22 protein-coding genes are annotated in these 23785 nt (G+C 71.1%); 13 read left to right on the top strand and 9 right to left on the bottom strand.

Annotated features, from left to right (window positions below; translation table 11 throughout):
- Window positions 1-152: 152 nt before the first annotated feature.
- From ACSHXN_RS04745 to ACSHXN_RS04725, 5 genes are all read left to right on the top strand, one after another.
- Window positions 153-869, top strand: coding sequence for a FadR/GntR family transcriptional regulator (locus ACSHXN_RS04745; protein ID WP_356110247.1), 717 nt, complete (start codon window positions 153-155; stop codon window positions 867-869).
- On the top strand, window positions 866-2260 hold the full coding sequence (locus tag ACSHXN_RS04740; RefSeq protein ID WP_438302702.1) for a hypothetical protein: 1395 nt from the start codon (window positions 866-868) through the stop codon (window positions 2258-2260). The genes ACSHXN_RS04745 and ACSHXN_RS04740 overlap by 4 nt, the downstream gene beginning before the upstream one ends.
- Window positions 2257-4116, top strand: a complete 1860-nt coding sequence (locus ACSHXN_RS04735; RefSeq protein ID WP_438302701.1) for a GMC family oxidoreductase N-terminal domain-containing protein — start codon at window positions 2257-2259, stop codon at window positions 4114-4116. The genes ACSHXN_RS04740 and ACSHXN_RS04735 overlap by 4 nt, the downstream gene beginning before the upstream one ends.
- 484 nt (window positions 4117-4600) lie before the next feature.
- The gene (locus tag ACSHXN_RS04730) at window positions 4601-5362 is read left to right on the top strand and encodes a DUF4328 domain-containing protein (protein WP_438302700.1); all 762 of its coding nucleotides are present in this window, start codon (window positions 4601-4603) and stop codon (window positions 5360-5362) included.
- Window positions 5363-5750: 388 nt separating this feature from the next.
- Complete coding sequence (locus ACSHXN_RS04725; protein ID WP_438306427.1) at window positions 5751-7370, top strand: dolichyl-phosphate-mannose--protein mannosyltransferase; 1620 nt, start codon at window positions 5751-5753, stop codon at window positions 7368-7370.
- Window positions 7371-7723: 353 nt separating this feature from the next.
- Here the strand turns inward: ACSHXN_RS04725 and ACSHXN_RS04720 are convergent, their stop codons facing one another.
- Both ACSHXN_RS04720 and ACSHXN_RS04715 read right to left on the bottom strand, forming a co-directional pair.
- Window positions 7724-8665, bottom strand: a complete 942-nt coding sequence (locus ACSHXN_RS04720; protein WP_355137903.1) for a M56 family metallopeptidase — start codon at window positions 8663-8665, stop codon at window positions 7724-7726.
- Window positions 8665-9069, bottom strand: coding sequence for a BlaI/MecI/CopY family transcriptional regulator (locus ACSHXN_RS04715; RefSeq protein ID WP_355137901.1), 405 nt, complete (start codon window positions 9067-9069; stop codon window positions 8665-8667). The genes ACSHXN_RS04720 and ACSHXN_RS04715 overlap by 1 nt, the downstream gene beginning before the upstream one ends.
- Window positions 9070-9164: 95 nt before the next feature.
- Between ACSHXN_RS04715 and ACSHXN_RS04710 the strand changes: the two genes are divergently transcribed.
- The 4 genes from ACSHXN_RS04710 to ACSHXN_RS04695 all read left to right on the top strand — a co-directional run bounded on the left by ACSHXN_RS04710 (window position 9165) and on the right by ACSHXN_RS04695 (window position 13367).
- Complete coding sequence (locus tag ACSHXN_RS04710) at window positions 9165-10001, top strand: undecaprenyl-diphosphate phosphatase (RefSeq protein WP_438302699.1); 837 nt, start codon at window positions 9165-9167, stop codon at window positions 9999-10001.
- 49 nt (window positions 10002-10050) lie between these two features.
- Complete coding sequence (locus tag ACSHXN_RS04705; protein ID WP_355137897.1) at window positions 10051-10617, top strand: Chromate resistance protein ChrB; 567 nt, start codon at window positions 10051-10053, stop codon at window positions 10615-10617.
- Window positions 10614-11834 carry an MFS transporter gene (locus ACSHXN_RS04700; protein ID WP_438302698.1) on the top strand — a complete coding sequence of 407 codons (1221 nt, stop codon included), beginning with the start codon at window positions 10614-10616 and terminating at the stop codon, window positions 11832-11834. Before ACSHXN_RS04705 ends, ACSHXN_RS04700 begins: the two co-directional genes overlap by 4 nt.
- Before the next feature lie 270 nt (window positions 11835-12104).
- Entirely contained in the window at window positions 12105-13367 is a 1263-nt protein-coding gene (locus tag ACSHXN_RS04695) for a PP2C family protein-serine/threonine phosphatase (protein WP_355137895.1), read from the top strand.
- Window positions 13368-13405: 38 nt separating this feature from the next.
- Here ACSHXN_RS04695 and ACSHXN_RS04690 read toward each other — a convergent pair whose 3' ends face one another.
- The 4 genes from ACSHXN_RS04690 to ACSHXN_RS04675 form a co-directional block, all read right to left on the bottom strand.
- On the bottom strand, window positions 13406-14284 hold the full coding sequence (locus ACSHXN_RS04690) for an MBL fold metallo-hydrolase (protein WP_438302697.1): 879 nt from the start codon (window positions 14282-14284) through the stop codon (window positions 13406-13408).
- Window positions 14285-14419: 135 nt separating this feature from the next.
- Entirely contained in the window at window positions 14420-15436 is a 1017-nt protein-coding gene (locus ACSHXN_RS04685; RefSeq protein ID WP_355137891.1) for a hypothetical protein, read from the bottom strand.
- Window positions 15437-15535: 99 nt separating this feature from the next.
- A complete protein-coding gene (locus ACSHXN_RS04680) occupies window positions 15536-16126 on the bottom strand; it encodes a hypothetical protein (protein WP_438302696.1) in 591 nt (196 codons plus the stop codon).
- A 237-nt stretch (window positions 16127-16363) separates the two neighbouring features.
- Window positions 16364-16948: a CGNR zinc finger domain-containing protein gene (locus tag ACSHXN_RS04675; protein ID WP_355137887.1), complete on the bottom strand. Its 585-nt coding sequence runs from the start codon at window positions 16946-16948 to the stop codon at window positions 16364-16366.
- 308 nt (window positions 16949-17256) lie between these two features.
- Between ACSHXN_RS04675 and ACSHXN_RS04670 the strand changes: the two genes are divergently transcribed.
- The gene (locus ACSHXN_RS04670) at window positions 17257-17898 is read left to right on the top strand and encodes a class I SAM-dependent methyltransferase (RefSeq protein WP_355137885.1); all 642 of its coding nucleotides are present in this window, start codon (window positions 17257-17259) and stop codon (window positions 17896-17898) included.
- A 34-nt stretch (window positions 17899-17932) separates the two neighbouring features.
- Here ACSHXN_RS04670 and ACSHXN_RS04665 read toward each other — a convergent pair whose 3' ends face one another.
- Window positions 17933-18499 carry a TetR family transcriptional regulator gene (locus ACSHXN_RS04665; RefSeq protein WP_355137883.1) on the bottom strand — a complete coding sequence of 189 codons (567 nt, stop codon included), beginning with the start codon at window positions 18497-18499 and terminating at the stop codon, window positions 17933-17935.
- A gap of 125 nt (window positions 18500-18624) precedes the next feature.
- On the opposite strand from ACSHXN_RS04665, the gene ACSHXN_RS04660 reads away from it, so the two are divergent.
- Window positions 18625-19557 carry an SDR family oxidoreductase gene (locus tag ACSHXN_RS04660; RefSeq protein WP_355137881.1) on the top strand — a complete coding sequence of 311 codons (933 nt, stop codon included), beginning with the start codon at window positions 18625-18627 and terminating at the stop codon, window positions 19555-19557.
- Window positions 19558-19784: 227 nt separating this feature from the next.
- Here ACSHXN_RS04660 and ACSHXN_RS04655 read toward each other — a convergent pair whose 3' ends face one another.
- Window positions 19785-21002, bottom strand: coding sequence for a saccharopine dehydrogenase family protein (locus ACSHXN_RS04655; protein ID WP_356292379.1), 1218 nt, complete (start codon window positions 21000-21002; stop codon window positions 19785-19787).
- A 127-nt stretch (window positions 21003-21129) separates the two neighbouring features.
- On the opposite strand from ACSHXN_RS04655, the gene ACSHXN_RS04650 reads away from it, so the two are divergent.
- Window positions 21130-21849 (top strand): TetR/AcrR family transcriptional regulator, encoded by a 720-nt coding sequence (locus ACSHXN_RS04650; protein ID WP_356110218.1) that lies wholly within the window; start codon window positions 21130-21132, stop codon window positions 21847-21849.
- A gap of 5 nt (window positions 21850-21854) precedes the next feature.
- On the opposite strand, the gene ACSHXN_RS04645 is transcribed toward ACSHXN_RS04650, so the two are convergent.
- Window positions 21855-22046, bottom strand: coding sequence for a hypothetical protein (locus tag ACSHXN_RS04645; protein WP_355137875.1), 192 nt, complete (start codon window positions 22044-22046; stop codon window positions 21855-21857).
- A 514-nt stretch (window positions 22047-22560) separates the two neighbouring features.
- On the opposite strand from ACSHXN_RS04645, the gene ACSHXN_RS04640 reads away from it, so the two are divergent.
- Window positions 22561-23775 (top strand): acyltransferase family protein, encoded by a 1215-nt coding sequence (locus ACSHXN_RS04640; RefSeq protein WP_438306426.1) that lies wholly within the window; start codon window positions 22561-22563, stop codon window positions 23773-23775.
- Window positions 23776-23785 lie beyond the last annotated feature (10 nt).

The following is a 23785-nucleotide window of genomic DNA, read 5'->3' as shown; positions in this document are numbered from 1 at the left end:
CGTCGGCCAGGCACCAGTCGGCCGCAAGGGGGATGGGCAGGGGCCCGTGCCGGTGATGCCTGCTGCTCGTAGCCCTCCGCTCTATTGACGCCATGTCAAAGACGGTGGTTCAGTGGCTCATCCACTGAACCACTGAATCGTTGGGAGCCGGGGTGGAAGCACTGCCGCGTGAGACGATCGTCGACGTTCTGGAGAAACGGCTGCGTGAGGAGATCCTCGCCGGGCGTCATCCGGCCGGGACCTATCTGCCTCCCGAGCGTGAACTCGCCGACGGATTCGGGGTGACCCGCACCACCCTCAAGCACGCTTTCGGCCGTCTGGTGCACGCGGGACTGCTGGAGACGCGGCACGGAGTGGGCACCCGGGTACGGGACTTCCTGCGGCTTGGCGGTGCGGACCTGCTGCCGATGCTCGTGCGTCACAGCCCTGACTGGATCGGCGAGATCTTCGAAGTGCGCCGCAGCATCGGCGCGTTGATAGCGGAGCGCGCGGCGTCCCGGGCCACGGCGGCGCAGATCGCCGAACTCCGCCACCTGCTGGCGGCCGTCGAGGACGCGGCGGGCGGCGAGCCCGTACAGCTGGCGGACGTGGAGGTGCACCGGGCGCTCGCCCGGGCCACCGGCAACCGGGTGTACGTACTGCTGACCAACACCCTCTTCAACGCCTACCTCCCGGTACGCGCAGCGCTGGCCGGGCCTTTCGAGGATCCGAGGGCAGCCCATGACCGGCTGGCACCCGTCGTCGAGGCGGTGGCGACCGGGGACCAACGCGCGGCGCACATCGCCGCGGGCGACTATCTGGCCGCCACCGAACGGATCATGCTCGAGGGCCTCGCTCACGCAAGGGGACGCCGGGACGGTGCCCGATGACCTCACGCGGAACGGTGTTCAAGGAGACCATGCTGGGCCGTGTGCGCATGGCCGACGAGGACGGCGACCGCCCTGTGCGACTCGATCTGCTGGCCCGCGCCGACGCCGTACTGCTGCCCCACCGGACGACGGCGGCACGGGTGACCGGACGGATACGGATAGCGGGACGGGCGGACGACGCCGAAGCCGTGGGCGAGTTGGAGATCTCGCCCCTGGCACGCCGCAGGATCCAGTACCGGATCGCCTTCACCATGGAAGGCCGGCGCCTCACCCTGGACGGCTGGAAGTCGGTGACGCCCAGGCGTCCGCTCACCTCGATGACCGTACTGCCGTACACCCTCTACGAGGACGGCCACCGTGTCGGCGAGGGCACCCTGCGCTTCCCTCTGACCACCGGCCTCCTGCCGTTCCTCGCGAGTTTCCGGTTCCCCCGCGCGGCGCGATCCCGCGCCGACCCGCATCCGGCGTCGCGCTGGGACGGCGCTCCGGGGCGGACGGAGGTCTGGTACACGACTCTGACCGATCCCGCGACGGGCAGCGGGATCTGGTTGCACCACGAAGTGGTGGCGCCCTCCGACGGTTCCCCCGCCTATGCGCACGGCTGGGCCGCCGTCTTCCCCAAGGACGGCCCGGCCGAACACGCACGCTTCGGCCCCGTTCCCTGGACGGGGCATCCGGAGGGCTTCTGCGCCGGGGGCATCAGCGCCGGAACCGGCCGACTCGCCGGTTCCGCGGGGACGTTCAGCTGGGCGCTCACCGAGCAGGCCGAGGGTCCGCCGCTCCACACCTTCCCCCGCTGGTCCTGGCGGCGCCCGTGGCTGCCGGCCTCCCATATGCTCCCCGCCGTCCGCGCCCGCTACAGCGGGACCGTGCGCCACGGCACCGACGAGCTGCGGCTCGACGGTGCTCCGGGAGCCGGTGCGCGCATCTACGGCCACGGCAACGCCCGCCGTTGGGCCTGGCTCCACGCCGATCTGGGCGGCGGCGACGTACTCGAGATCGTCGCGGCGGTGTCCATGCGGCGCGGTCTCGACAGACTGCCGCCCCTGGTCTTCCTGCGCCTGTACCGAAACGGCCGGACCTGGCCACGGCGCGCGGAACGTTCCGCCGTGGGCTGGGCGGGAATCGGCAGGTTCCGCGCGGACATCGGTCTGCCCGAGTGGAGGGTCGAGGGCAGGGCAGGCCTGAGCCGCATCACGGTGACGGTGACCCAACCACCGGAGCAGACCCTGACGTTGGACTACACCGACCCCGACGGCTCCGCCGCGGTCTGCCGCAACACCGAGAGAGCGGACGCGGTGGTCACCCTGGAGCGCTGGTGGGGCACCTGGCGGCAGGAGGCCGGATGGCAGCTGTCGGGCACCGCGCACGCGGAGGTCGGCGACCGATGAACTCGCGAAGCGCCCCCGCTCTGACGGGACTTGTCGCCGCGCTGCTGGCTGACGACGGCACCACCGCGTGGACCCGGTCCGTGCCACGCAGGGTGGAGAAGCTGCTCGACACCATGCCCGCGCCGGCCCGGACCGCGGTGCGCGGCGCCGCGGCCGCCGTCGACGCCTACGCCGTGGTCCGGACGGGCAGACGGCTGTCCGCCCTCGGCCCCGCCGAACGCGAGCGGGTGGTGGCGTCGCTGGCCTCCCGCCGGGCCCTGCTGCCGCTCCTGGACGCGGTCAAGGTACCGCTGCTGCTGGCGGCCGGTACCGAACGGACGCTGCACCACAGCCCCACGACCTCGACGCCCGCCCCCGACGACCCGCCGCTCGACTGCACGCCCTCCCACGAGTGGCCCACACGGTCGCGGGCCGACGCCGTCGTCGTCGGATCCGGGGCCGGCGGGGCCATGGCCGCCCGGGCACTCGCCCGCGCCGGCCTGCGTGTCGTCGTCATCGAGGAGGGCGAGCACCACACCACCGCGTCGTTCGGGCGCCGGGCTCCGCTCGACCGCTTCACCGACCTGTACCGGGACGGCGGCGCGACGATCGCCCTCGGCAACCCTCCGCTGGTCCTCCCCGTGGGCCGCGCGGTCGGTGGCACCACCGTCGTCAACTCCGGTACGTGCTATCGCACTCCGGCACATGTCCGCACCCGCTGGCTGGACCGTCACGGATTCGCGGCCGTCGAGGACCTCGAGGCCCACCTCGACGACGTCGAACGGACCCTGCGGGTGGCGCCCCAGCCGTTGGACGTGCTCGGCGACAACGGGCTGCTCGCACTCTTCGGGGCCAAGGAGCTCGGCTGGGCAGCCGCGCCCCTGCGCCGCAACGCCCCCGGCTGCAGGGGCTCGTGCCAGTGTGTCGTCGGCTGTCCCTCCGGGGCCAAACAGAGTGTCCAGCTGTCCGTGCTCCCCGAGGCCTGCGCGGCCGGCGCCCGTATCGTGACAGGCGCCCACGTCCGGCGCATCCTCGTCGACGGCGACCGGCCGGGCGGCCCACGGGCCGCAGGGGTGCTGGTGCGCCGTCCGGACGGCAGCGAGCTGGAGATCCTCAGCCCGCTGGTCGTGGCCGCTGCCGGAGCCCTTCAGACCCCGCCACTGCTGCGCCGCTCCGGCCTCGGTGGACACCCGCGGCTGGGCCGCAACCTCAGCGTGCATCCGGCGACCAGTGTCGCGGGCCGCTTCCGCCGCCCCGTGACGAGTTGGAAGGGCGTCCTGCAGAGCGTCGGGGTGGAGCACCTGCGCGAGGACGGCATCCTGATCGAGGCGACCGCGGCGCCCCCGGGCATGAGTTCGTTCGTGCTGCCGGGCGTCGGACGCGAACTCCGCCGCGAACTGGAGGAGACGGAACACCTGGCGACGCTCGGGGCCATGATCGCCGACCGCCCCTCGGGACGCGTCCTCGGACGGAACCGCACCCTGCTGCGCTACGACCTGGCGCCGCGCGACGCCGGCCGCCTGCTCCGCGCCCAACGGGCCATGGGACGCCTGCTGTTCGCGGCAGGCGCCGAAGAGGTGCTCACCGGCGTACCGCAGGCACCGCGCGCCCGCACCCCGGCTCAGCTGGAGGCGGCGCTGGACACGGTGACCGCGCGGCATCTGCATGTCTCCGCGTTCCACCCCACCGGAACGGCGGCCGGCGGAGCCGACCCCGAGCTGTCGCCGGCTGACCCGGACGGTCGCCTGCGCGGTGTGCACGGGGTGCTGGTCGGCGACGGCTCCGTGCTGCCCAGCTGCCCGGAGGTGAATCCGCAGCTGAGCATCATGGCGGCCGCCCTGGCCGTCGCCGAGCGATACGTGACGGGGACGTCGTGAACCGCCGTCGCGGGCAGGCGCGGGCGCGAGGAAGAAGAGCCGACACGTCCGGTGGCCGCTCCGTGTGCCGCGTCCGTCGGCGCCGGCGCTCGACCCCCGCCGCCCTTCGCGTCGCGTCGGGCAGCGCGAAGGCGGCGCAGGTGACCGTTCCGTGCGCGTACGGCCTGCCGTCCGCCGCCTCGACCGTCCGGGCTCCCCCGGCCAAGGTCGGACCACCTGGCTCAGCCGGCCTCGATCGCCGACGGCGCGTGGGCCATCGGAGTGGGCGAGCGGACACGCACGACGGCGAGTGCCGTGCGGCCGGACTCGGCCTGGTCCGGCCCGTACCGTCGTAAGTCGCCCACGGCACCCGGATCACGCCAGGCCGGGCCGAGGCGCGTTCGAGTGGACGCGGGGACCGCCCGGATCCTATGTTGCGTGTCCGCACGTCGGTCTTGGCCGGAGCGGCGTCCCGAGATTCGACGGCACGTCGGGGGAATGCACGATGATCTGTGCTCGTTGCCAGCACTTCGAAGCGGCACCGGGCGGCACCCTGTGCACCAGGTGCGCTGTCGCGCCGGAGCCGGAGGCCCCGGAGTTCGCCGCCGCGCCGGTCGCCTGGCTGCGCTCGCCGGTGGGTCTCGGACGGACGGCGGCCACGCTGCTGGGACTTGTCGTCGTCCTCGACCTGTTCGCGTTCTGGGCCGCCATGGTCGTGTACGACGTCGCGGGCGACCTCGCGAACGGCGGCGCGAGCGGCGTGGGGGAGCGGGCGGAGCGCGCGGACTCGCTGTACTCCTCGGTCGGTCTCCTCCAGACGTCCGTGCTGCTCACGTGTGTCGTCGTGTTCCTGTGCTGGTTCCATCGAGTACGCGTCAACGCGGAGGTGTTCAGCCCGTTCGGGCACGCCAAGAAGCGTGGTTGGGCGATCGGGGCATGGTTCGTGCCGATCGTGAACCTCTGGTTCCCGCGCCGCATCACACTCGACATCTGGGACGCCAGCAGCCCGTGGGACACACCGCGGTCACACGGCCTGGTGGACGCCTGGTGGACGCTGTGGCTCCTCTCCGTGCTGACGAATCGCTCGGGCTCCTTCGCCTACCGCAGTGCCGACACGGCCGAGGAGATCCGCGGCGCCGTCCGTCAGGTGCTGGTCGCGGACGTCGTCGACGCCGCGGCCGCCGTGCTCGCGATCCTCGTGGTGCTGCGGCTGACCCGCATGCAGCACGAAAAGGCGCTCCGGGGACCGGCTACGGTCGCGTTCTGAGCGACCCCTGCACCGTGCGGTGCCCGGGGCCGCCGAGCCGTGCGCCGGTGAAGCCGAGACGGCCCGCGCTGTGCGGGCCCGTAGCGTCAGCGGCCGTGGGTTGACGCTAGGATCTCGCCGCATCGGGGACGGCGTTCGCATCGGCCCGTCGAATGAATCCGGCGCGTCTCGGTTCCCGGGCCGTCGATGAGAGGTGTGGCAGGTGGGGGACCGCAGGGCGCCTCATGGATCGCTCGACTCGGGCCGTGCCACGGGGCTCGCGGCCACGTTGCAGGACGGACGTGACCCTGTCGGCTCGACGTACGGCGGCAGTTCGGGTGCACCGGGCACGGCGGACGCGGACCTGCGGTGGCTCGACCGTCTGCGACTCCGCTTCCGGTATGTGCCGATGGCGCGTACCGGTACGGCGGAACGGCTGGTCCCCGGCTTCCCTGCGCCGCCCACCCATCTGTGGCGTGTCCTCGGCTGTCCGCCGGTTCTCGCCCACCGCGCCGCCCGGGCGACCGGATGGCTGGGCCCGGTGCTCGTGGCCGTTCTCGCGGGGGTGATCCGCTTCTGGCGTCTCGGCCGGCCGCACGACCTCATGTTCGACGAGACGTACTACGCCAAGGACGCCTGGGCCCAACTGCACCTCGGTTACGAAGGGGTGTGGCCGGACCGCAAGATCGCCGACCCTCAGGTACTCGCCGACCCCCAGGTCATCCCCCTTTCGGGCCGGGGGGCGTTCGTGGCCCATCCACCCATGGGCAAGTGGGTCATAGCCGTCGGCGAGTGGTTGTTCGGCCTGGATCCGTTCGGCTGGCGCTTCATGACCGCCGTCCTCGGCACGCTGTCCGTTCTGCTGCTCTGCCGTATCGGTCGCCGGCTGTTCCGCTCGACCTTCCTCGGGTGCCTGGCCGGACTGCTGATGGCCGTGGACGGGCTGCACTATGTGCTCAGCCGCAGCGCGCTGCTGGACCTCGTCGTGATGTTCTTCGTCCTGTGCGCCTTCGGCTGCCTCCTGATCGACCGCGACCGGTCCAGGGAGCGGCTGGTACGGCTGCTGCCGAGAAGCGACACCGGTGAGGTACGGCCGGACGAGGACGTCGGCGCGCGGGGCGGCATGGGGTGGCGGTCCTGGCGGCTCGCCGCGGGAGTCCTTCTGGGCCTGGCGGCCGCGACCAAGTGGAACGGTCTGTACTTCCTGGTGTTCTTCGGGGCGATGACCCTGCTGTGGGACGTCGCCGCCCGGCGCGTGGCGGGCGCGCGTCAGCCCTACCGTGCGGTGCTCGGAAAGGACCTCGGCTGGTCCGTCGCCTCCCTGGTGCCTGTCGCCGTGGTGACGTATCTGGCGACCTGGTCCGGCTGGTTCATGTCGTCCGACGGATACGGCCGGCACTGGGCCGACGGCCGGGGCGGCTCCTGGGCGTGGGTCCCCGCGCCGCTGCGCAGCCTGTGGCACTACGAGTACCAGGTCTACCAGTTCAACATCGGACTGCACACACCGCACAGGTACCAGTCGAACCCGTGGAGTTGGACGGTGCTCGGGCGCCCCGTGCCGTTCCACTTCCAGTCCTCGTCCTATGGGCAGGACGGCTGCAGGGAAGCGGGCGGCTGCGCTCGCGAGATCATTGCTCTCGGCACGCCGCTGCTGTGGTGGTCCGCGTGTTTCGCCCTCGCCTATCTGCTGTACCGGTGGGCGTTGAGGCGGGACTGGCGCGCCGGCGCCGTTCTGTGCGCGGTGGCGGCGGGCTGGCTCCCGTGGTTCCTGTATCAGGACCGCACCATCTTCTCCTTCTATGCGGTCGTCTTCCTGCCGTACCTGTGCCTGGCCGTGGCGATGACGGCCGGCGCTGTCCTCGGGCCGGCGGGAGCCACCGAGCGCCGCCGGTTGTGGGGGGTGGTGGGCGTCGGCGCACTCATGCTGCTGATCCTGTGGAACTTCGTCTACTTCTTCCCCATCTATTCGGGGAACATGATCCCGACCGACTCGTGGCGCGACCGGATGTGGCTGGACACCTGGGTCTGACCCGATGCGACGAGCCGACCGGGCCGTTCTCCCCACGTCCGGGACCGTCCGCCGGCTGCGCGGCCGGTCACCATGATTCGGCCTGCAGGAACAACGTGACCACCTCCACCAGGAACCAGATGGAGAAGGCCAGGCAGGCAAGCCACAACCCCCACAGCCCCCAACGGACCTCCCGGCGCATGCGCATGGGGGAATCATCTCCCGGCCTGGCCGGTGCCCGTGACTCGGGCCGCTCCACCCGTGCGGTTGGGCTCGGCGACCCCCCGTCCGCGACGACGGTCACGGCGGCAGGCCTTCCGGCAGTACGTGCTCGGGCCGAGCGAACGTCCACGACCGTAGGGCGGGCGACGGAGTCACCAGGCGCCGATGCCCGCCAGCAGGACGTGGAGGTCGTGAGCCGCCTCGGCCGTGGCCAGTGCCGCCGCGGTGAGGACAACCCCGGTCGCGACCGTGAGTGCGGGATGACGCCTCTGTGGGGGTGAGAGGAGCGCGGCGACGCGGCGCGGCACCGGGCCTGCCGTGGCGAGCGGGCTCCGGCGGCCGAGAATGCCCAGGGCGGCGCTCGCGGTACGGGCGAGGGCCGGAGCGCGGCGGGCCGCCAGCGCGGCCTTGCCGACGGTGCGGGCGACCTGTTTCCGGTCACCGGTCGCGGCGGCCGCGTTCTCGTCGGCCCAGCGCTCGATCGTGTAGGTGACAGCGTTGGCCAACGGACGCATGAGCGGGTTCGCGGCGGCACCGAGTTGCGCGACCGCGACGAAGGCGTAGTGGTGAGAGCCCAGGTGGGCCCGTTCGTGAGCGAGCAGGACGGTGTGCTCCACCCGGTCCAGGGTGCGCAACATGCCGGTGGAGACCACGACGCGCCCGGGGAGCCCCGGGAGCGCGTACGCGTCCGGTGCCTCGTCGTCGACGACGACCAGGTCGTCGCGGGTCGGCATGCACGCGGCGTCCAGTGCGGCGGACGCCAGGGTGCGCCCGCGGCGCCAGACCATACGGCACGCTGCGAGCAGGGCGCAGCCGAGCAGCAGTCCGGCCGCGAGCGCTACGGGGAGCCGGGTGGGGTCGTCGCGCTGCGCGGTGAGGGCCGACCAGTGACCCAGGTCGGCGAGTTGGGGGATGCGGACCAGCCCCGTGACGGCCAGCAGACCCAGGGAGACGGTGCTCGCCGCGCCCAGCACCAGGGACGCGGTGGTGAGCAGCCAGGTGGCCAGGCGGGGTTCGCACCGCTCGGCCAACGGCCGTGCGCCCAGCGGGGCGAGGAGCGACAGCAGCAGCGGCACATAGACGGCGACGCGCATCAGGCCGGTCCTTCCTGTCGGCCGGGGTCCGCCTCGGGGCCGAGCAGTTGGCGGAGCAGTTCGGCGTCCGTGTCGGACAGTTCGTCGGCGAAGCGTGAGAGGACCGCTTCGCGGTCGGGTCGCTCCTCCAGAACGGTGCGCATGCGGCGGGCGGCGAAGCCGGCGTCGTCGGTCACCGGGGCATAGGCGTACGCCCTGCCGCGCGGACTGCGGGTGAGCAGGCCCTTGGTCTGCATCCGGGTCAGGATCGTCACCACGCTGCTGTACGTCAGCTCGCCGCCGATGAGGTCGGTGACCTCGCCCGGCGTCAGCGCGGTGTCGGCCCGCTGGAGCAGATCGAGGATCTGGGTCTCGCGAGCGCCGTTCGCCCGCTTCGGGCCCCGCCCGTGTGTATCGGCTCCCATGGGTTTTGTCGTTCTCCGGTCCGTCATCTACAGTCGTGTAAAACTTCTACGGGCGTGTAAAAGCTTACGCCCCCGAGTGTGCCATTGGATCGCCCATGAGCGCTATCAGCATCGGCCAGGCCGCCGTCCTCGGTGTCATCGAGGGGGTGACCGAGTTCCTGCCCGTCTCCTCGACCGGTCATCTGAAGATCGCCGAGGGGCTGATGGGCGTCCAGGTGGACGAGACCTCCGTCGTCGGCTTCACGGCCGTCATCCAGGTCGGCGCCATCGCGGCGGTGCTGCTCTACTTCTTCAAGGACATCGTGCGGATCGTCTCCGCCTGGGGGCGCGGTCTCGTCGATCGCGAGGAACGCCACCGCCACGACTACAGGTTCGCCTGGTGGATCATCTACGCCACGATCCCGATCGTCGTGGTCGGCCTGGCCGCCCAGAAGCTCGTCGAGGGGCCGCTGGGTTCGCTGTGGGTGGTGGCGGGCTCGCTGATCGTCGGCAGTGGGGTGATGTGGTGCGCGGACCGGATGGGCCGGCACAAGCGCGGTGAGGACGACACCTCGCTGAAGGACGCGATGCTGGTGGGCGGCTCGCAGATCCTCGCGCTGCTCTTCCCGGGCTTCTCCCGCTCCGGCGCCACGATGTCCACGGCGCTCATCCTGGATCTTGACCGGGTGGCGGCGACCCGTCTGTCGTTCTTCCTCGGCATTCCGGCCCTGACCGGTGCCGGCCTGTACGAGTTGAAGGACGCCGTGGGCGCCGGCGTCGGTGTCGCGCCGCTCGCGGTGGGCACCGCGGTCTCCTTCGCGGTCGCCTACGCCTCCATCGCCTGGCTGCTGAAGTACGTCGCCCGGCACTCCTTCAACGCGTTCGTGGTCTACCGGATCGTCGTCGGGGTGGCGCTGTTGGGGCTGCTCGCCGGCGGTGTGCTCGGCGCCTGACCGGACGGAGAGCACGTCGTACGATGTAACGCCTGCTACATTCGGATTCGTGACTACCACTGAGCCGGCAAGCCGCTGGGTCGTCCTCGTGATCAAAGTGCCCGCGGAGCCCAGCCGCCACCGGGTGGCGGTGTGGCGCGAGCTGCGCAGGATCGGCGCCCTGTCCCTCGGACAGGGGGTGTGGGCCGTGCCCGATGTACCGGTCTTCGCCGACGGCATCGCTCGCGCGATCACACTGACCGAACAGGCCGAGGGGCAGGCGCTGACCCTCAGCGCATCCGGCCGCGGTCCCGAGGACGCGGACCGCTTCGCAGCGATGTTCACCGCCGCCCGGTCCGACGACTGGCGCGAATTCCTGGCCGACTGCGGCAAGTTCGAGGAGGAACTGGCCAAGGAGATCCGCATCGCCAAGTTCACCCTCGCCGAGTTGGAGGAGGAAGAGCAGTCCTTGGAACGACTGCGCCGCTGGCACCGCGATCTCATGGCGCGCGACGTCTTCGGCGCACCGGAGTCGGCAGCGGCCTCGAAGCGGCTCAAGGAGTGCGCCGCCGCCTGCGAGGACTACGCGGAGCGCGTGTTCCGCGCGCTGCACCTGGCGATGGACGAGGGTCCATGAGTCCGGGCGCCGTGATGCGGTCGGCACCGCCCCGCCGGATGTGGCCGCTCTACGCGGCCGGATTCACCACGGCCTTCGGAGCCCACGGCATCGCGGCCAACCTCGGCGGCTTCTCCGAGGACGGTGTGACCTCCCTGCTGGTGCTCGGCGGACTGCTCGCCCTGTACGACGGTGCCGAGGTCGTTCTCAAGCCGGTCTTCGGCACCCTCGCCGACCGGATCGGCGCGCGCCCGGTACTCCTTTGCGGTCTCGTGGGGTTCGCCGCGGCGTCCGCCCTGTACCTCGTCGCGCCGAGCCCGGGCTGGCTCTGGGCCGCCCGTCTGGGGCAGGGCGCCGCCGCCTCCGCCTTCTCACCGTCGGCCTCCGCCCTCGTCGCCCGGCTCAATCCCGCCGCCGGACGCGGACGCGCCTTCGGCAGCTACGGCTTCTACAAGTCGATCGGCTACACCCTCGGTCCGCTGCTCGGCGGTGTCCTGGTCCGGGCAGGGGGACTGTGGCTGTTGTTCGCGGTACTGGCTGCGCTCGGTGCGGCGGTCGCCGTATGGGCCGCGGTCGCGGTGCCCGTCGTACCGCCCCTGCCCAAGGACCGGCAGACGGTGCTCGCACTCGTGCGCCGATTGACCGACCCCGCCTTCCTCGCCCCGACGGCGGCACTGGCCGCGGCCACCGCCGCTCTCTCGGCCGGTGTGGGCTTCCTGCCGGTCTCCGGCCGGGCGGTCGGGCTGGGTACGGTCGTCACCGGCGCCGCCGTCTCGGTGCTGGCCGCCTGCACCGCCGTCGTCCAGCCCCTCGCCGGCCGCGCCCGGGACGAAGGCCGGATCACCACAGGCGGAGGAATGACCGCCGGTCTGCTGCTCACCGCCGCCGGACTGGCCGGCGCCATGCTGCCCGGCCTCACGGGTGTCCTCGTCGGAGCCGTACTGATCGGTGCGGGCAGCGGTGTGATCACCCCGCTCGGCTTCGCCGCCCTGTCCTCGTCGACCCCCGAGGAGCGCCTGGGCCAAACCATGGGCGCGGCCGAGCTCGGGCGCGAGTCGGGGGATGCGGGCGGCCCACTGCTGGTCGCCGGGGTCGCGACGCTCGCCACCCTCACGTACGGGTACATGGCCCTCGCGATCCTCATCGCCCTCGTTCCCCTGGTGGGACTGCTCCGCCGCCGTTCGGCACATGACCCCGCGCCGTACGTCGCGACGAATGACGTATCCGAAAGACCGTGAGCGCCGCCGCCGGGGCACCGTCTCGCCCGGCGCGACCAGGGGTTCACGTTCGGTGACCCGGCTTCGAGAACGATCGTTCCCGTTCTTGACGCAGCCGGATCCGAGTCGCAGAGTGGACCGCATAGTGGGAGGTGAATTCCACGATTCGGTAAAGAGGTGGTGGGGCTGCGCCCGACGCGCAGCGGTATGCCGAGCCGCGTTGCCTCGTACGGCAGCAGGTCTCGCCCCCACACCGTGCACGGGGGGTTCGTACGACCCGCAGGACCGCCCATGGACCTCGACTCGACCTTCAACCGGACGCCGAACCGCACAGGCGCCGGGCTCGCACAGCACCGGGCTGGGATTCCCGGTATACAGGGACGGCATCCTCGACGCAGATTCCGCGCCCGCGGCCCGACGTCGACGGCCGGTCGGCTGTATACGGGCGGCACGGCGGTCTCCCTGATCGTTGCGATCACGCTGGCCGCCTCGTTCGTGCCCATGGTCGTCCATCTCTCGCCTCTGCTGGTGGCGGCCCCCACCTTCACCGCGGCGTTCGCGCGCGTCCGTTTCACGGTCGGTATCGCGCTGCTGGCCTGTGCGGCGACCGTCGTCATCGACACGCACGACACCTTGCTGCGGTCACCGATCCTGGCCGTCCACATCGGCGCCCTACTGGCGGTCTCCTGCTTCGTGGTCGCGGCACGAGCCCTGCACGACCGCGATCTGAGAGAGCTGACCCAGGTGCGGGTGGTGTCCCAGGCCGCGCAGCAGGTTCTGCTGCGACCGATCCCGAGCCGACTGGGCCCGGTGTCCATCGCCTGCGAGTACCGGGCTGCGGCCGAGCACGCCATGGTGGGCGGCGACCTCTACGCCGCAGCGCGCACCGGCACGGGCACCCGCATCCTCATCGGCGACGTGCGCGGCAAGGGTCTCGCGGCCATCGAGGACACCGCCACCGTCCTCGGTGCGTTTCGCGAGGCCGCGCCCGAGCGCGCCACCCTGCCCGAACTGGCCGCGTCGCTGGAGCGCAGTGTGCGCAGGCACCTGGCCGAACTCGCCGCCTGCGACCCCGATGCCGGCGAGCGGTTCGTCACCGCGCTTGTGGTCGAGATCCCGGATCGGGGCGGAGTCGCACGTGTCGTCAGTTGTGGGCATCCCCCGCCCCTGCTGAGGCACGACGGGCGTGTGCGGGTGCTGGAGACTCTCCGTCCGGCGCCGCCGCTGGGTCTGGCCCACACCGATGCGGGTGCGTACCACCTGGAGTCCGTTCCGTTCGCCCCCGGGGACACCCTGCTGCTGTACACCGACGGCGTCATCGAGGCCAGGGACGCCGAGGGCGGCTTCTACCCGATCCTCGACCGGGCCGCCGCCTGGACCTGGGAGAGCCCCGATCGCCTCCTGCGGCACATCAGCCGGGACCTGGACACCTACACGGGCGGTTATCTCGACGACGACCTCGCGATGGTGGCGATCCGCTGGGGGAGCACTCCGGACGCGGTCAGGGATCCCTGCCTCTCCCGGCCCTTTGTCGCCGACGAGGCCCTCACCTGACGTGGGTGGCCGGCGTCCGCTGATCCGGCGGCCCCGGTTCAGTCGTTCGGCCAGAGGATGAAGTCGGGGAAGGCGCGCCGGACGGGCCGGTCGCCGATCTCCTCGATCGCCGCGCGGATGTCGTGCAGGTGGCGCGTGGTCATCTGCAGCGGCGGTTCGTCGGGCTGGTAGGTGGTCCGGATCGGATAGTCCACGCCGGGCTGCCGGGTCATCTCGATGTGGCAGCCGAGCACATGTGTCACGGGGCGGCGGTCGGAGAACTCGATCAGTCGGTCCACGGTACGGGTGAAGGCCGGCCAGTCCTCGATGTAGAGACGGCCGGGATAGACCGTGTCGCCGGTGAACAGAATCCCGGTCCACGGGTCGTAGAACGTCACCGCCGCCTTGTGATGGCCGGGCGTGGCCAGGCACTCCAGCACCCGGCCGCCGAGGTCGACGGGTGCGACGGCGTCGGGGTCGTCCGTGAATCCGAAGTGGTCCCAGGCCTCGGCCGGTTGCGCGCCCACCACCGTCGTGTCGGGACGGTCGGTGAACTGGGCGTCGCCCGCGGTGTGGTCGCCGTGCGGATGGGTGTGCAGGACGAGCAGGCGGTACCCGTCGCGGGGATGCCGCTCGAGCCAGTCCGCCATGAGTTCGTCGACCGTACGGCGCAGGGGGAAGAACTCCGCGGACGTGGTGGCGCCCGTGTCGATCAACACCGCCCGGGTGTTGCCGAACAGCAGGAACAGGAACGGCGCTTCATAGTCGACGGCCATGTTCTGCCGCAGAATGAAGGTGTGCTCGTCGTAGCCGTGGACCTGGATGTCCGGATCGGTGTTGTGCTTGGCCGACGGCGAGCCGTGGATCCACCGGACGTCGAGTGTGCGCGGCCGGGGAGTCCCCCCGTCGAAATCGATCAGGGCGTCGCCTGCGGCCATGCGGAATCCTCCGGTGCGTCGTCCTGGCGGAACCGCCCGGAGAGGGATCACGGCGCACATCTCGCGCCGGGGCAGGCGACGAACCGCTTCCACGCGGACGCTACCACGGTGCCTGGCGCTGTCCTGGGGGTTCGGTCAGGTGGAGGAGGCGGCCGCTCCCGCCGTCGGCAGGCCGTCCCGCGCCGCGCGGTGGGTACGGGCCGCCAGGAGGAGTGCGGCCCCGACGGCCCACAGGGTGAGCGTCGCCAGAGGGGCGAGCACATGCGCGCCGTCGAAGTAGCTGACGTCGGCGACGGCACGGACGGCGGCGCCGGGTGGGAGCAGTGCGGAGACGGAGCGTGCGACACCGGGCAGCAGGTCGGGGCCGACGGTCGCGCCGCTGGTGGAGTTGCCCACGGTCAACAGGAGCAGGGTGGCCATCGGGACGCCCACCGGACCGAAGTACGTGCCGAGCAGCTTCGTGGTGAACGCCGCGGCCGCCGCCAGGAGGGCCAGCACGAAGGCGAGGGGCAGGTACGGCGCGGGTACGGCACCGAGCACCGGTCCGGCGATCGCGGCGGCGACCAGCCCCGAGGCGGCGGAGAAGACGGTCACGAGGGTGAAGCGATGCCGCAGATGCAGCAGCTTGCTCAGCCCGAGCACGTTCTGTGCCAGGACGAACCCGGAGAGGGTCACTCCGAAGGAGACGTAGAACCCGGCCAGCCCGCGTGAGTCGTAGCGGTCGAGGGGCACGACGTCGGACACGGCGACATGCCGACCGGCACCGTGCGCGTAGGCCGTGACGATCGTCCTGACCGCCGTCGTCGTCGACACACCGTTGGCGCTCGCGACATCGAGCCTCAGGTCCTTGCCGTGACGCTCCGCGCTGAGCGCGGCCACCACGTCGCGATGACGGACCGCGTCGCGTGCCTGATCGGTGGAGCCGGTGGGCCGTACGTCGATCGCGTCCCCCAGGGCCGTCTGGACCTGGCCGGCCAGCCGGTGCCCGGCGACCGCCACCGGCAGCCGGTGGGGTTGCGGGTCCCGTTGGAGGCCGATGTAGCAGCTGACGAACGCGGAGACGATGACCAGGCCTATGAGAAAGGGCTGCAGCCAGACGCGGACGGGCGGTCGGCGTGCGGCGTGCGAGGCCTGGGGGAGCTGGGGGTGCACGGGTGGGATCTCTCCATGATCGTTGGCGGACCGGGGTCCGCGCGGCAGGACGGAAGTGGGTGGGCGGCAAAGGGGCGCCGGTGTCGGACGGTGCTCCGGTCAGCGGAAGCGGACGTCGCTCAGATCGATCGAGACCATGACCTGATGCACCAGCGGCCGGTCGTCGGCGTCGCGGCGGTAGGCCCGGCGCCTGGTCGGCAGCACGATGCCGTCCGCTTCCACGAAGTCGTGGACGTACTGCGCGGCGGCGAACCCGCCGGCCACGTCGACGTGGTGGTCGTGCCGACGCAGCAGGTGGTCGGGACCGAAAGAGAAGTCCATGAGGTAGGTCCACAGCGCGTAGCCGTTGAAGTACGCGCGGTCCAGCGGGTCCCACGGGGACTGAAGAGTGTGTCCGGAGAACGACGTCCGCGGGTTCTCGCGCACGGCCACCACTCGCCCGTCGAGCTTTTTGATGCTCACCCGCCCGGGCGTGAAGTCGGTTCTCTGGTCGGGTGCGCCGAAAGGCGTGACCGAAGCGTGCTCCTCGTGCAGCCGGACGCTCATCTCGCGGGGTGCGGGTTCCTGCGGCAGCCCTTTGACGGAGAAGAGGTCGCCGCCGCTGACGAGCGTGGCCCGCCGCTCGGTCAGCTCCTGCCGGCGGGCGATGCCGCCACGGGCTTCGTCGGCCTGCGTGAGCAACTCGTTCACGTGGGTTCCTTGCGTGCATGCGGTGGGGGAGGGCCGGGCGCGACTCGGGTCCCGGCCCGTCGATGAGGGCCGCGATGGCGGAGCATCGTGACACCCGGGCGTTCGCCGCCCGACGAACGAAATAAGCGTATGTATTTTGCGTACGTCGAACAACAAAAACGACAGGGCATATCTCACATTTCGCCAATACGGATCGAATGTATCGCTGCCGCTCGTGCCGTCGGAGGGTCGCGGCGTCTACGGCGCGTTCACGGCGCGCTGCCTCGCCCGGTAGGCCCGCAGATTCGCCGCGTTGCCGCAGACCCTGACGTCGTGCCAGACCCCGCTGTTGTTGCGGGACCGGTCGAAGAACGCCGTCTCGCACCGGTCGTTGCGGCACAGCTTCAGTCGCTGCCAGGTCCCCGCCCGCTGGGCCTGGAAGACCTCGATCAGAGCCGGCGCCGCCACCCGCCGCCATCCGGTTCCGCGCGGTTCCGGCCGGACCTCTCCGCTGCCGTCGAAACGCATCGCGACGGCAGCGGTGTGCCGCGGGGGAAGTGCGCCGTCGCGGCCGTGAGCCGCCGCCCGGCGCAGATCGTCGCGGAAGGAGCGCAGCTCCTCCACGTCCCGGTGGCCGAGTTCGATGTGCGCCATGTGTGCGCCGGTGGTCCTGCTCCACCGGGCCAGCGCCTGATCGAGCCAGGCCCGGGCCTCATCCGGGTCCGCGAGGAGGTCGCGTGCGCGCGGCCTGCCCGCGGAGACCGTGTTCATGAGGTCCTGTACGAAGGCGAGCCCGTCCGGGGCCGGGTCGACGGCAAAGCGAACCGTGGCCGACGGGCTCATCCGGATCACTTCCCCTGGTCGACGTAATGGCGCAGCTTGCAACAGAACTATACGGCTTTTACCTATTATCCTCAGTGTGAGTTCGTTCATGGCGGCACGGTCGGGCGGGGCGCGGCAGAGGGCGGTCCGGTGGTATTCCGCTCGTGTGATGTCCGCTCTGCCGATCGGCATGCGCGGTCCCCGTGACCGGTGCGGGCTTCTGACGGCCATGGCGCTCGGGCACGTGACCCTGCGGCCCCGTTGTGAGTCGCCGCGAGCGATGCGACGATGCCCCCACGACGTCGCGGCGACGAAGGGGGAGAGACGCTGTGGGTGACCGGCACGATGAGTCGGCGGCGGCCGCGGTCTTCGACGCGTTGGGTGTCGAGTACGAAAAGGCGTTCGCCGACTCCGAGGCCCACCGAGCGTCGCTGACCTGGCTGCTCCGGCAACTTCAGCCGCATAGCCGCGTGTTGGACGTGGGCAGTGGTACGGGTCGGCCCACCGCGGCGGTTCTCGCCGCGGCGGGCCACGATGTGCTCGGTGTTGATGTCTCCCCGGTGATGGTCGACCTGGCGACCCGTCAGGTGACCGAGGCGACCTTCCGGCGCGCGGACATCCGTGAAATGCCGCTCGAGGACGCCTCGTTCGATGCGGTGTGCGTGTACTTCGCCCTGCTCCAGATGTCCCGCGTCGAGCAGGCCGCCGTTGTGCGGCGGCTGGCGGAGGCGGTGAAACCGGGTGGGAGTGTGGTCCTGGCCACGGTGCCGCTCGATCTGGAGGGTGTCGAAGGCGTCTTCATGGGACAGGCCGTGCGCGTGACCAGTTTCGCCGCCCAGCAGTTCGCCGACATGGTCACCGGGGCGGGACTCGGTGTCGTCGCGCGGCAGGCGCTGATGTTCACCCCCGCCCACCCCGAGGCCGTCCCCGAGCCCCACCTGTTCCTGCACTGCCGGCGGGACGCCGTGTGAACGGCGCGTGATGCCCGCGGGCGGTGGCAGGCGATCAGTCGCCGGCAGTCACGCCCTTGAGTTCGTCGAGTGACTCCCGTACGAAGAATCCCAGGTCGCGCCCATCGGTTTCGCCGACCCAGCGCTCGAAGGCGACCTTGAAGACGGCGATCCCCGCCTCGGCGGTCAGGCTCGCGGCCGGTTCCGCGACGCCGCGCTGACGCAGGGTGTCGGCGAGCGCCGCGGACAGCGACGCGAGCTTGATCAGTTCACGCTCCCGCAGTTCCGCGTTGGCGACGATGACCGTCTGGCGCCGGCGGGAGTGGGCGTGGCGGTCCCGGAACGCGGCGGCCACGGCATCCAGGGCCGCGGCGATCGCGTCGATCGGCGCCGCCGACTCCGGCGCGGTCGCGGCGGTGCTCACGAAGAGCGCCTGCAGCGTGTCGGAGCCCGCGAACAGCACCTCGCGCTTGTCGGCGAAGTGCCGGAAGAACGTGCGCTCGGTGAGCCCCGCCCGCTTGGCGATCTCGGCCACCGTCGTCTGCTCGAACCCGCGCTCGCTGTAGAGCTCCAGTGCTGCCTGCTGGAGTCGCTCGCGCGCGTTCGGCTCCCATCGACCCATGGCCATGATCCTACGTGATGACAGTCCCTGACATTGGTGCTACTTTCGATGACAGTGACTGACATCGATCGGTGCCTCCACCGTGTTCGGCGAGAGGACGGTCGATTTGTATCCGGAGGTCTTTCATGCGTGTTTTCGTCACCGGCGCATCCGGCTGGATCGGCTCCGCCGTCGTTCCCGAACTCATCGGCACCGGCCACCAGGTCGTCGGGCTCGCCCGTTCCGAGGCCTCGGCCGCCGCCCTCACCGCGGCAGGCGCCGAGGCGCGTCGCGGCACCCTCGACGATCTCGACGTCCTGCGCAGTGCGGCTGCCGCGGCGGACGGCGTGATCCACCTCGCGTTCAAGCACGACATCGCCTTCTCGGGGGATTTCCAGGGCGCCACCGACGCGGACCGCCGCGCGGTGGAGACGATGGGCGAGGCGCTCGCCGGTTCCGGCCGTCCCTTCGTCATCGCCTCCGGGACGCTCGGACTCGCACCGGGGCGGGTCGCCACCGAGGAGGACGGCCGGCCGGACCCGGCCGGGACGCGTGCCGACGGTGCGGAGCGGACTCGCCTGGCCACCGCTCAGCTGGCGCTCTCTCTCGCCACCGACCAGGTCCGGTCCTCGGTGGTCCGCCTTCCTCCGACCGTGCACGGTGAGGGGGACCCCGGCTTCATGGCGGCACTGGTCGGCGTGGCACGCACCCACGGTGTCTCCGGTCATGTCGGTGACGGCGCCAACCGCTGGCCCGCCGCGCACCGGCTCGATGCGGCGCACCTCATCCGGCTGGCGGTCGAGAAGGCTCCGGCCGGATCGGTGCTGCACGCCGTCGCCGACGAAGGTGTCCCGATCCGCACCGTCGCAGAGGTGATCGGCCGCCGTCTTGATCTCCCCGTCGCCGCGGTGGCACCGGAGGACGCGGCCGCACACTTCGGCTGGCTGGCCGGCTTCGTCGGAGCCGACAGCCCGGCCTCGAGCACCCTGACCCGCGAGCTCATGGGATGGGAGCCCACCCACCCCGCGCTGATCGAGGACCTGGAGAAGGGGCACTACTTCCAGAACACCGGCAGGTGAGAGGCGCGCCGGGACGGGATCGGCGTCCTCGTGCCCGAGGGCCGGGGCGCCGATCCCGGCACGGCCGGGCACACCGTGCGTCAGGACCGGCACCCGAGCGGCGCGACGCCCTCGCGCGCCCGAACCGCCTGTCCCGTACGCCGTTCACCGCGGCCCCGTGATCCGCCGGGCCCCCGTACCGGCGGATCGCATCCCGGTCCGCATCCGTGGCCGGGACGGCACATGGGTCACTGCTCGCGCATGCCCCAGGGGGAACCGTAGGCGGTCAGCAGGTCCAGGAAGGGCCGCGCCGGGAAGGCCTCCGGGCCAAGGACGCCCGCTCCGGACCAGGTGCCCGCGGCCAGGAGTTCGAGGGCCACGACAGGATTGACGGCCGTCTGCCACACGACGGCCTGGCAGCCGTACTCCGTCATGGACCACTGGTTGTCCACCACGTGGTAGAGGTACACCTCGCGCGGGGCCCCTTCCCTGCTGCCCCGCACCCATGTGCCCGCACAGGTCTTGCCGTGCATGCGCTCACCCAGGGTCGCGGGGTCCGGCAGGCAGGCGGCGACGACGTCCCGCGGCGAGACGGCGACCGGTCCGCCGGCACTGGGCACGGTCACCGGCTCGGTGCGATCCAGTCCCAGGAGGCGGAGCGTCTTGAGCGTCTCGATGAACTCCCGCCCGAGACCGTACTTGAAGGTGACGCGGCGGGCGTCGATCCAGCGCGGAACGAGCAGCACCTCCTCGTGCTCCACGTTCACGCACTCGACCTCCCCGATGCCCTCCGGGAAGTCGAACACCTCGGGTTCGCTGAAGGGCGCCGTGGTGAACCAGCCGCGCCCGGCCTCGTAGACGACGGGCGGGTTGAGGCATTCCTCGATGGTCGTCCAGATGCTGAAGGACGGTGCGAAGTCATAACCGTCCACGGTGAGGTTCGCCCCGTCGCGGACGCCGATCTCCTCGATCTCGTCGAAGAGTTCGTCCGCCGCGTACCGGGCGAACACGTCGGACAGGCCCGGCTCCACGCCCATGCCGACGAGCGCCAGCGCGCCCTCGCTCTGCCATGCGGCGGCCTGGGCGAACTGCTCGTCGCCGAGCTTGACCCCGCATTCCTCGTGCGGCCGGTCCGGGTGCGGGTGGGACAGCGACATCGCCATGTCGAGGTAGGTGGCCCCTGCGGCGCGGGCCGCCCGGAACAAGGGCATGACGAACCGCGGATCGGTGGCGTTCAGCAGCACGTCGCATCGGTGCCGTGCCAGCAGGGCGGTCACCGCCGTCTCGTCGCCCGCGTCCACGGCCGCGGCGACGAACCTGCCGTCGTCGCCGAGGGCCGCCACCGCGGTCTCGGCCCGGGCCGGGTCGTAGTCGGCCACCACCATCGCCTCGAAGAACGCACGCCGGGCCGCGATCCTGGTGATCGCCGTACCCACACCGCCGGCACCCACGAGCAGTACACGCATGGCAAGAACTCCCTGTCGGTCTCTCGATCTGTCGGAACAGGACGGGGCGCGCCCTTGGCCGCAGATACAACGCCTGGTGCCGTCGTAAGGTCAATGGCGTTGGCATAAGGTGACCGGGGAGGTCGTGATGGCGAAGCAGGTGGTGTCCGAGGAACGGCGGCGACGGCGCCGTCCCACGAAGAGCGGCACCGTGCTCTCCGAGAGTCTGATCGTCCACACCGCGCTACGGATGCTCCGGGAGCACGGCAGCACCGGGCTCACCGCGCGACGACTGGGCGCGGCGCTCGACTGCGATCCGAGCACGCTGTACCGCTACTTCCGCGGCATGGACGACCTCACTCTTGCGATCGGTGACGCCCTGATGGGCCAGGCGCTGGGAGGCTGGGAACCGACGGGGGAGTGGCAGGCCGATCTACGGTCGGTCGGTCTGCGCGTCCACACCGCCTACGTCGCCCATCCGCAAGCGGCACAGCTGACCGCGGGCCGTGTCACCGGACGTGCACACGAACTGGCGGCGGACGAGGCCGTCCTGGAGATCTTGCGCACGGCGGGCTTCCCGGTTCCCGACACGGTACGGATCTACCACGCCTTCATCGACCAGACGCTCGCCTTCGCCGCGCTCGACGCGGCTTCACTGGCCCTGCCCAGCGCGGCACTGCGCGCGGACGAGGAGATGTGGGGCTCCACATACGCCCGACTGCCGGCGGCGACGCACCCGCGCATCGCCGAGGCCGCCCCGCTCCTCGCCACCCGCATGGTCACCAGCGCCTATCCGACGGCGCTGGACATGCTGCTCGACAGCGCGGCCGCCCGGCTGGAAGAAGTGCGCCGCAAGGAGCGGCCCTGACGTGGTCAGTCCGCCTGGGGCGCGCGGTCTCCTTCATGGTGTACGGCCTCGGTCTCGTGCTGGCAGATCGGGCACAGTTCATGCAGCCCCTGAGAGGTGACCACACTGCCCCAGCCGTTGCACATGGCGCAGTCGGCGGCCAGTGCCGTGTCGGCGCGGGGGGTGGGATCGGGAGCGGGCGTCGCTCCGTGGATCATGTGACTCTCCTGGTGGTGAAGCGGTCCCGGTGGTGGGTACCTGCAGCAGGTGGTGTCCATTATTAACCGTTTGACGCCCGTTTGCGCCCATTTATGTTGTTTTTACGATCGCTTTACCTTGTGGTGTCGTCCGATCGTGGGTGCGGATGCGGCCGTGGGGATCGCCGGGGATCGGCGTGTTCAACCCGTCGGCCGCGTCCCGGCCCCTTGAACGTCGAACATTGTCACCGGAGGTTGATCGTCGATAGGTTCGGCCCGCCGGACGTTCGAGCGGCGCGGTTCCGGTCGGCAGGGTGGCGACGGGGAGGCGGGCTCGCCCGCCGCGCGGCAGACGGTGCCGTAGGGGAACGCCGTGCGCCGTGCGGCGGTAGTCGCGGTGAACGCATGCCGACCCCCTGAGGAATGTTCACGTCTGTTCACTGTCAGGCAGTCGTCCGTAAACCGCATGCTTGCCGACCGGCCAAGACTGGCTTGTGAGGATGAGTAGGTGTCGATGCGGGATGGGGACGAGAAGATGTCGACGGCTCGTGGGGGCTCGTTCATACCCAGGCCAAGGACCGGGAGCGGGTTGCAGCAGCCGTTGCCTCCGCTCTCCCCACCTGACGCCGCAGCGCAAGCGCTGACGGCGTCGGAGCCCGAGCGCGCCGCCCGTTCCTCGCGTGCCGGCAGCCGCCTCTACGCCATCGACGGGATCCGTCTGGTCGCGGCACTGATGGTGGCCGTGCATCACTACGCCGGTACGAACCGGATGAACCACGAGGGCAACCGGTACTGGGGCCGGCCGGTCTCGGAGATCATGCCGACCGTCTTCCGGTTCGCCTCCTACGGGTGGATCGGTGTCGAGATCTTCTTCGTCATCAGCGGGTTCGTCATCTGCATGTCCTGCTGGGGGCGCAGCCCGCGGCAGTTCTTCGTCTCCCGGGTGATCCGGCTCTATCCCGCTTACTGGTTCGCCATCCTGTTCACGACCGGGGTGCTGATCGCGCTGCCCGGTGTGTGGGACCGTCTGCGGCCTCGCGAGATCCTGCTCAACTTCACGATGCTGCAGTCGGGTTCGGGCGTGGCCAACGTCGACGGCGTGTACTGGACGCTCTGGTCCGAGCTGCGTTTCTACCTGCTCTTCCTGGCCGTCGTCGCCACCGGGCTGACCTATCGGAAGGTCGTCCTGTTCTGCTGTGCGTGGGGCGCGGTCGCAATGCTGGCCCCCGTGTCCGGCTTCCCGCTGCTGGAGCTGGTCGCGAACCCGGACGGGGCCTGGTACTTCATCGCCGGACTCGCGCTCTATCTCATGCACCGGTTCGGTCCGGACCTGCTGCTGTGGGGCATCCTCGCCATGGCCTGGCTGATGGGGCAGCTGGAGCTGGGTCAGCGGATCGACGAGGTCGAGCATGTGTCCAGCTGGCGGGGCAGCGTGCTGGTCTTCACCGTGTTCCTGCTGGTCATGGTCGCCGTCGCGCTGGGCCTGACGGATCGCATCGGCTGGCAGTGGCTGGTCACGGCCGGAACGATGACGTATCCGCTCTATCTGATGCACTACGCGGCCGGTACGACGGTGATCAACCGCCTGCACGACAGCATGGACGCCCGGCTGCTGATCGTCGTCGTCCTCTCCGGCTTCCTGGTGCTCAGCTATCTGGTCCACCGCTTTGTGGAGCGGCCGCTGGCCCGGCTGATGAAGAAGGGGCTGAACGCGTCCTTCGCGCGGTTGCGCGCCGGCAGCCCTGCCTGAGCCGGAGGCG

This window comes from Streptomyces sp. HUAS TT11 (assembly GCF_051553595.1).
In the GTDB taxonomy this organism is placed as follows: domain Bacteria; phylum Actinomycetota; class Actinomycetes; order Streptomycetales; family Streptomycetaceae; genus Streptomyces.
This window is presented reverse-complemented; position numbering and strand designations above follow the sequence as displayed.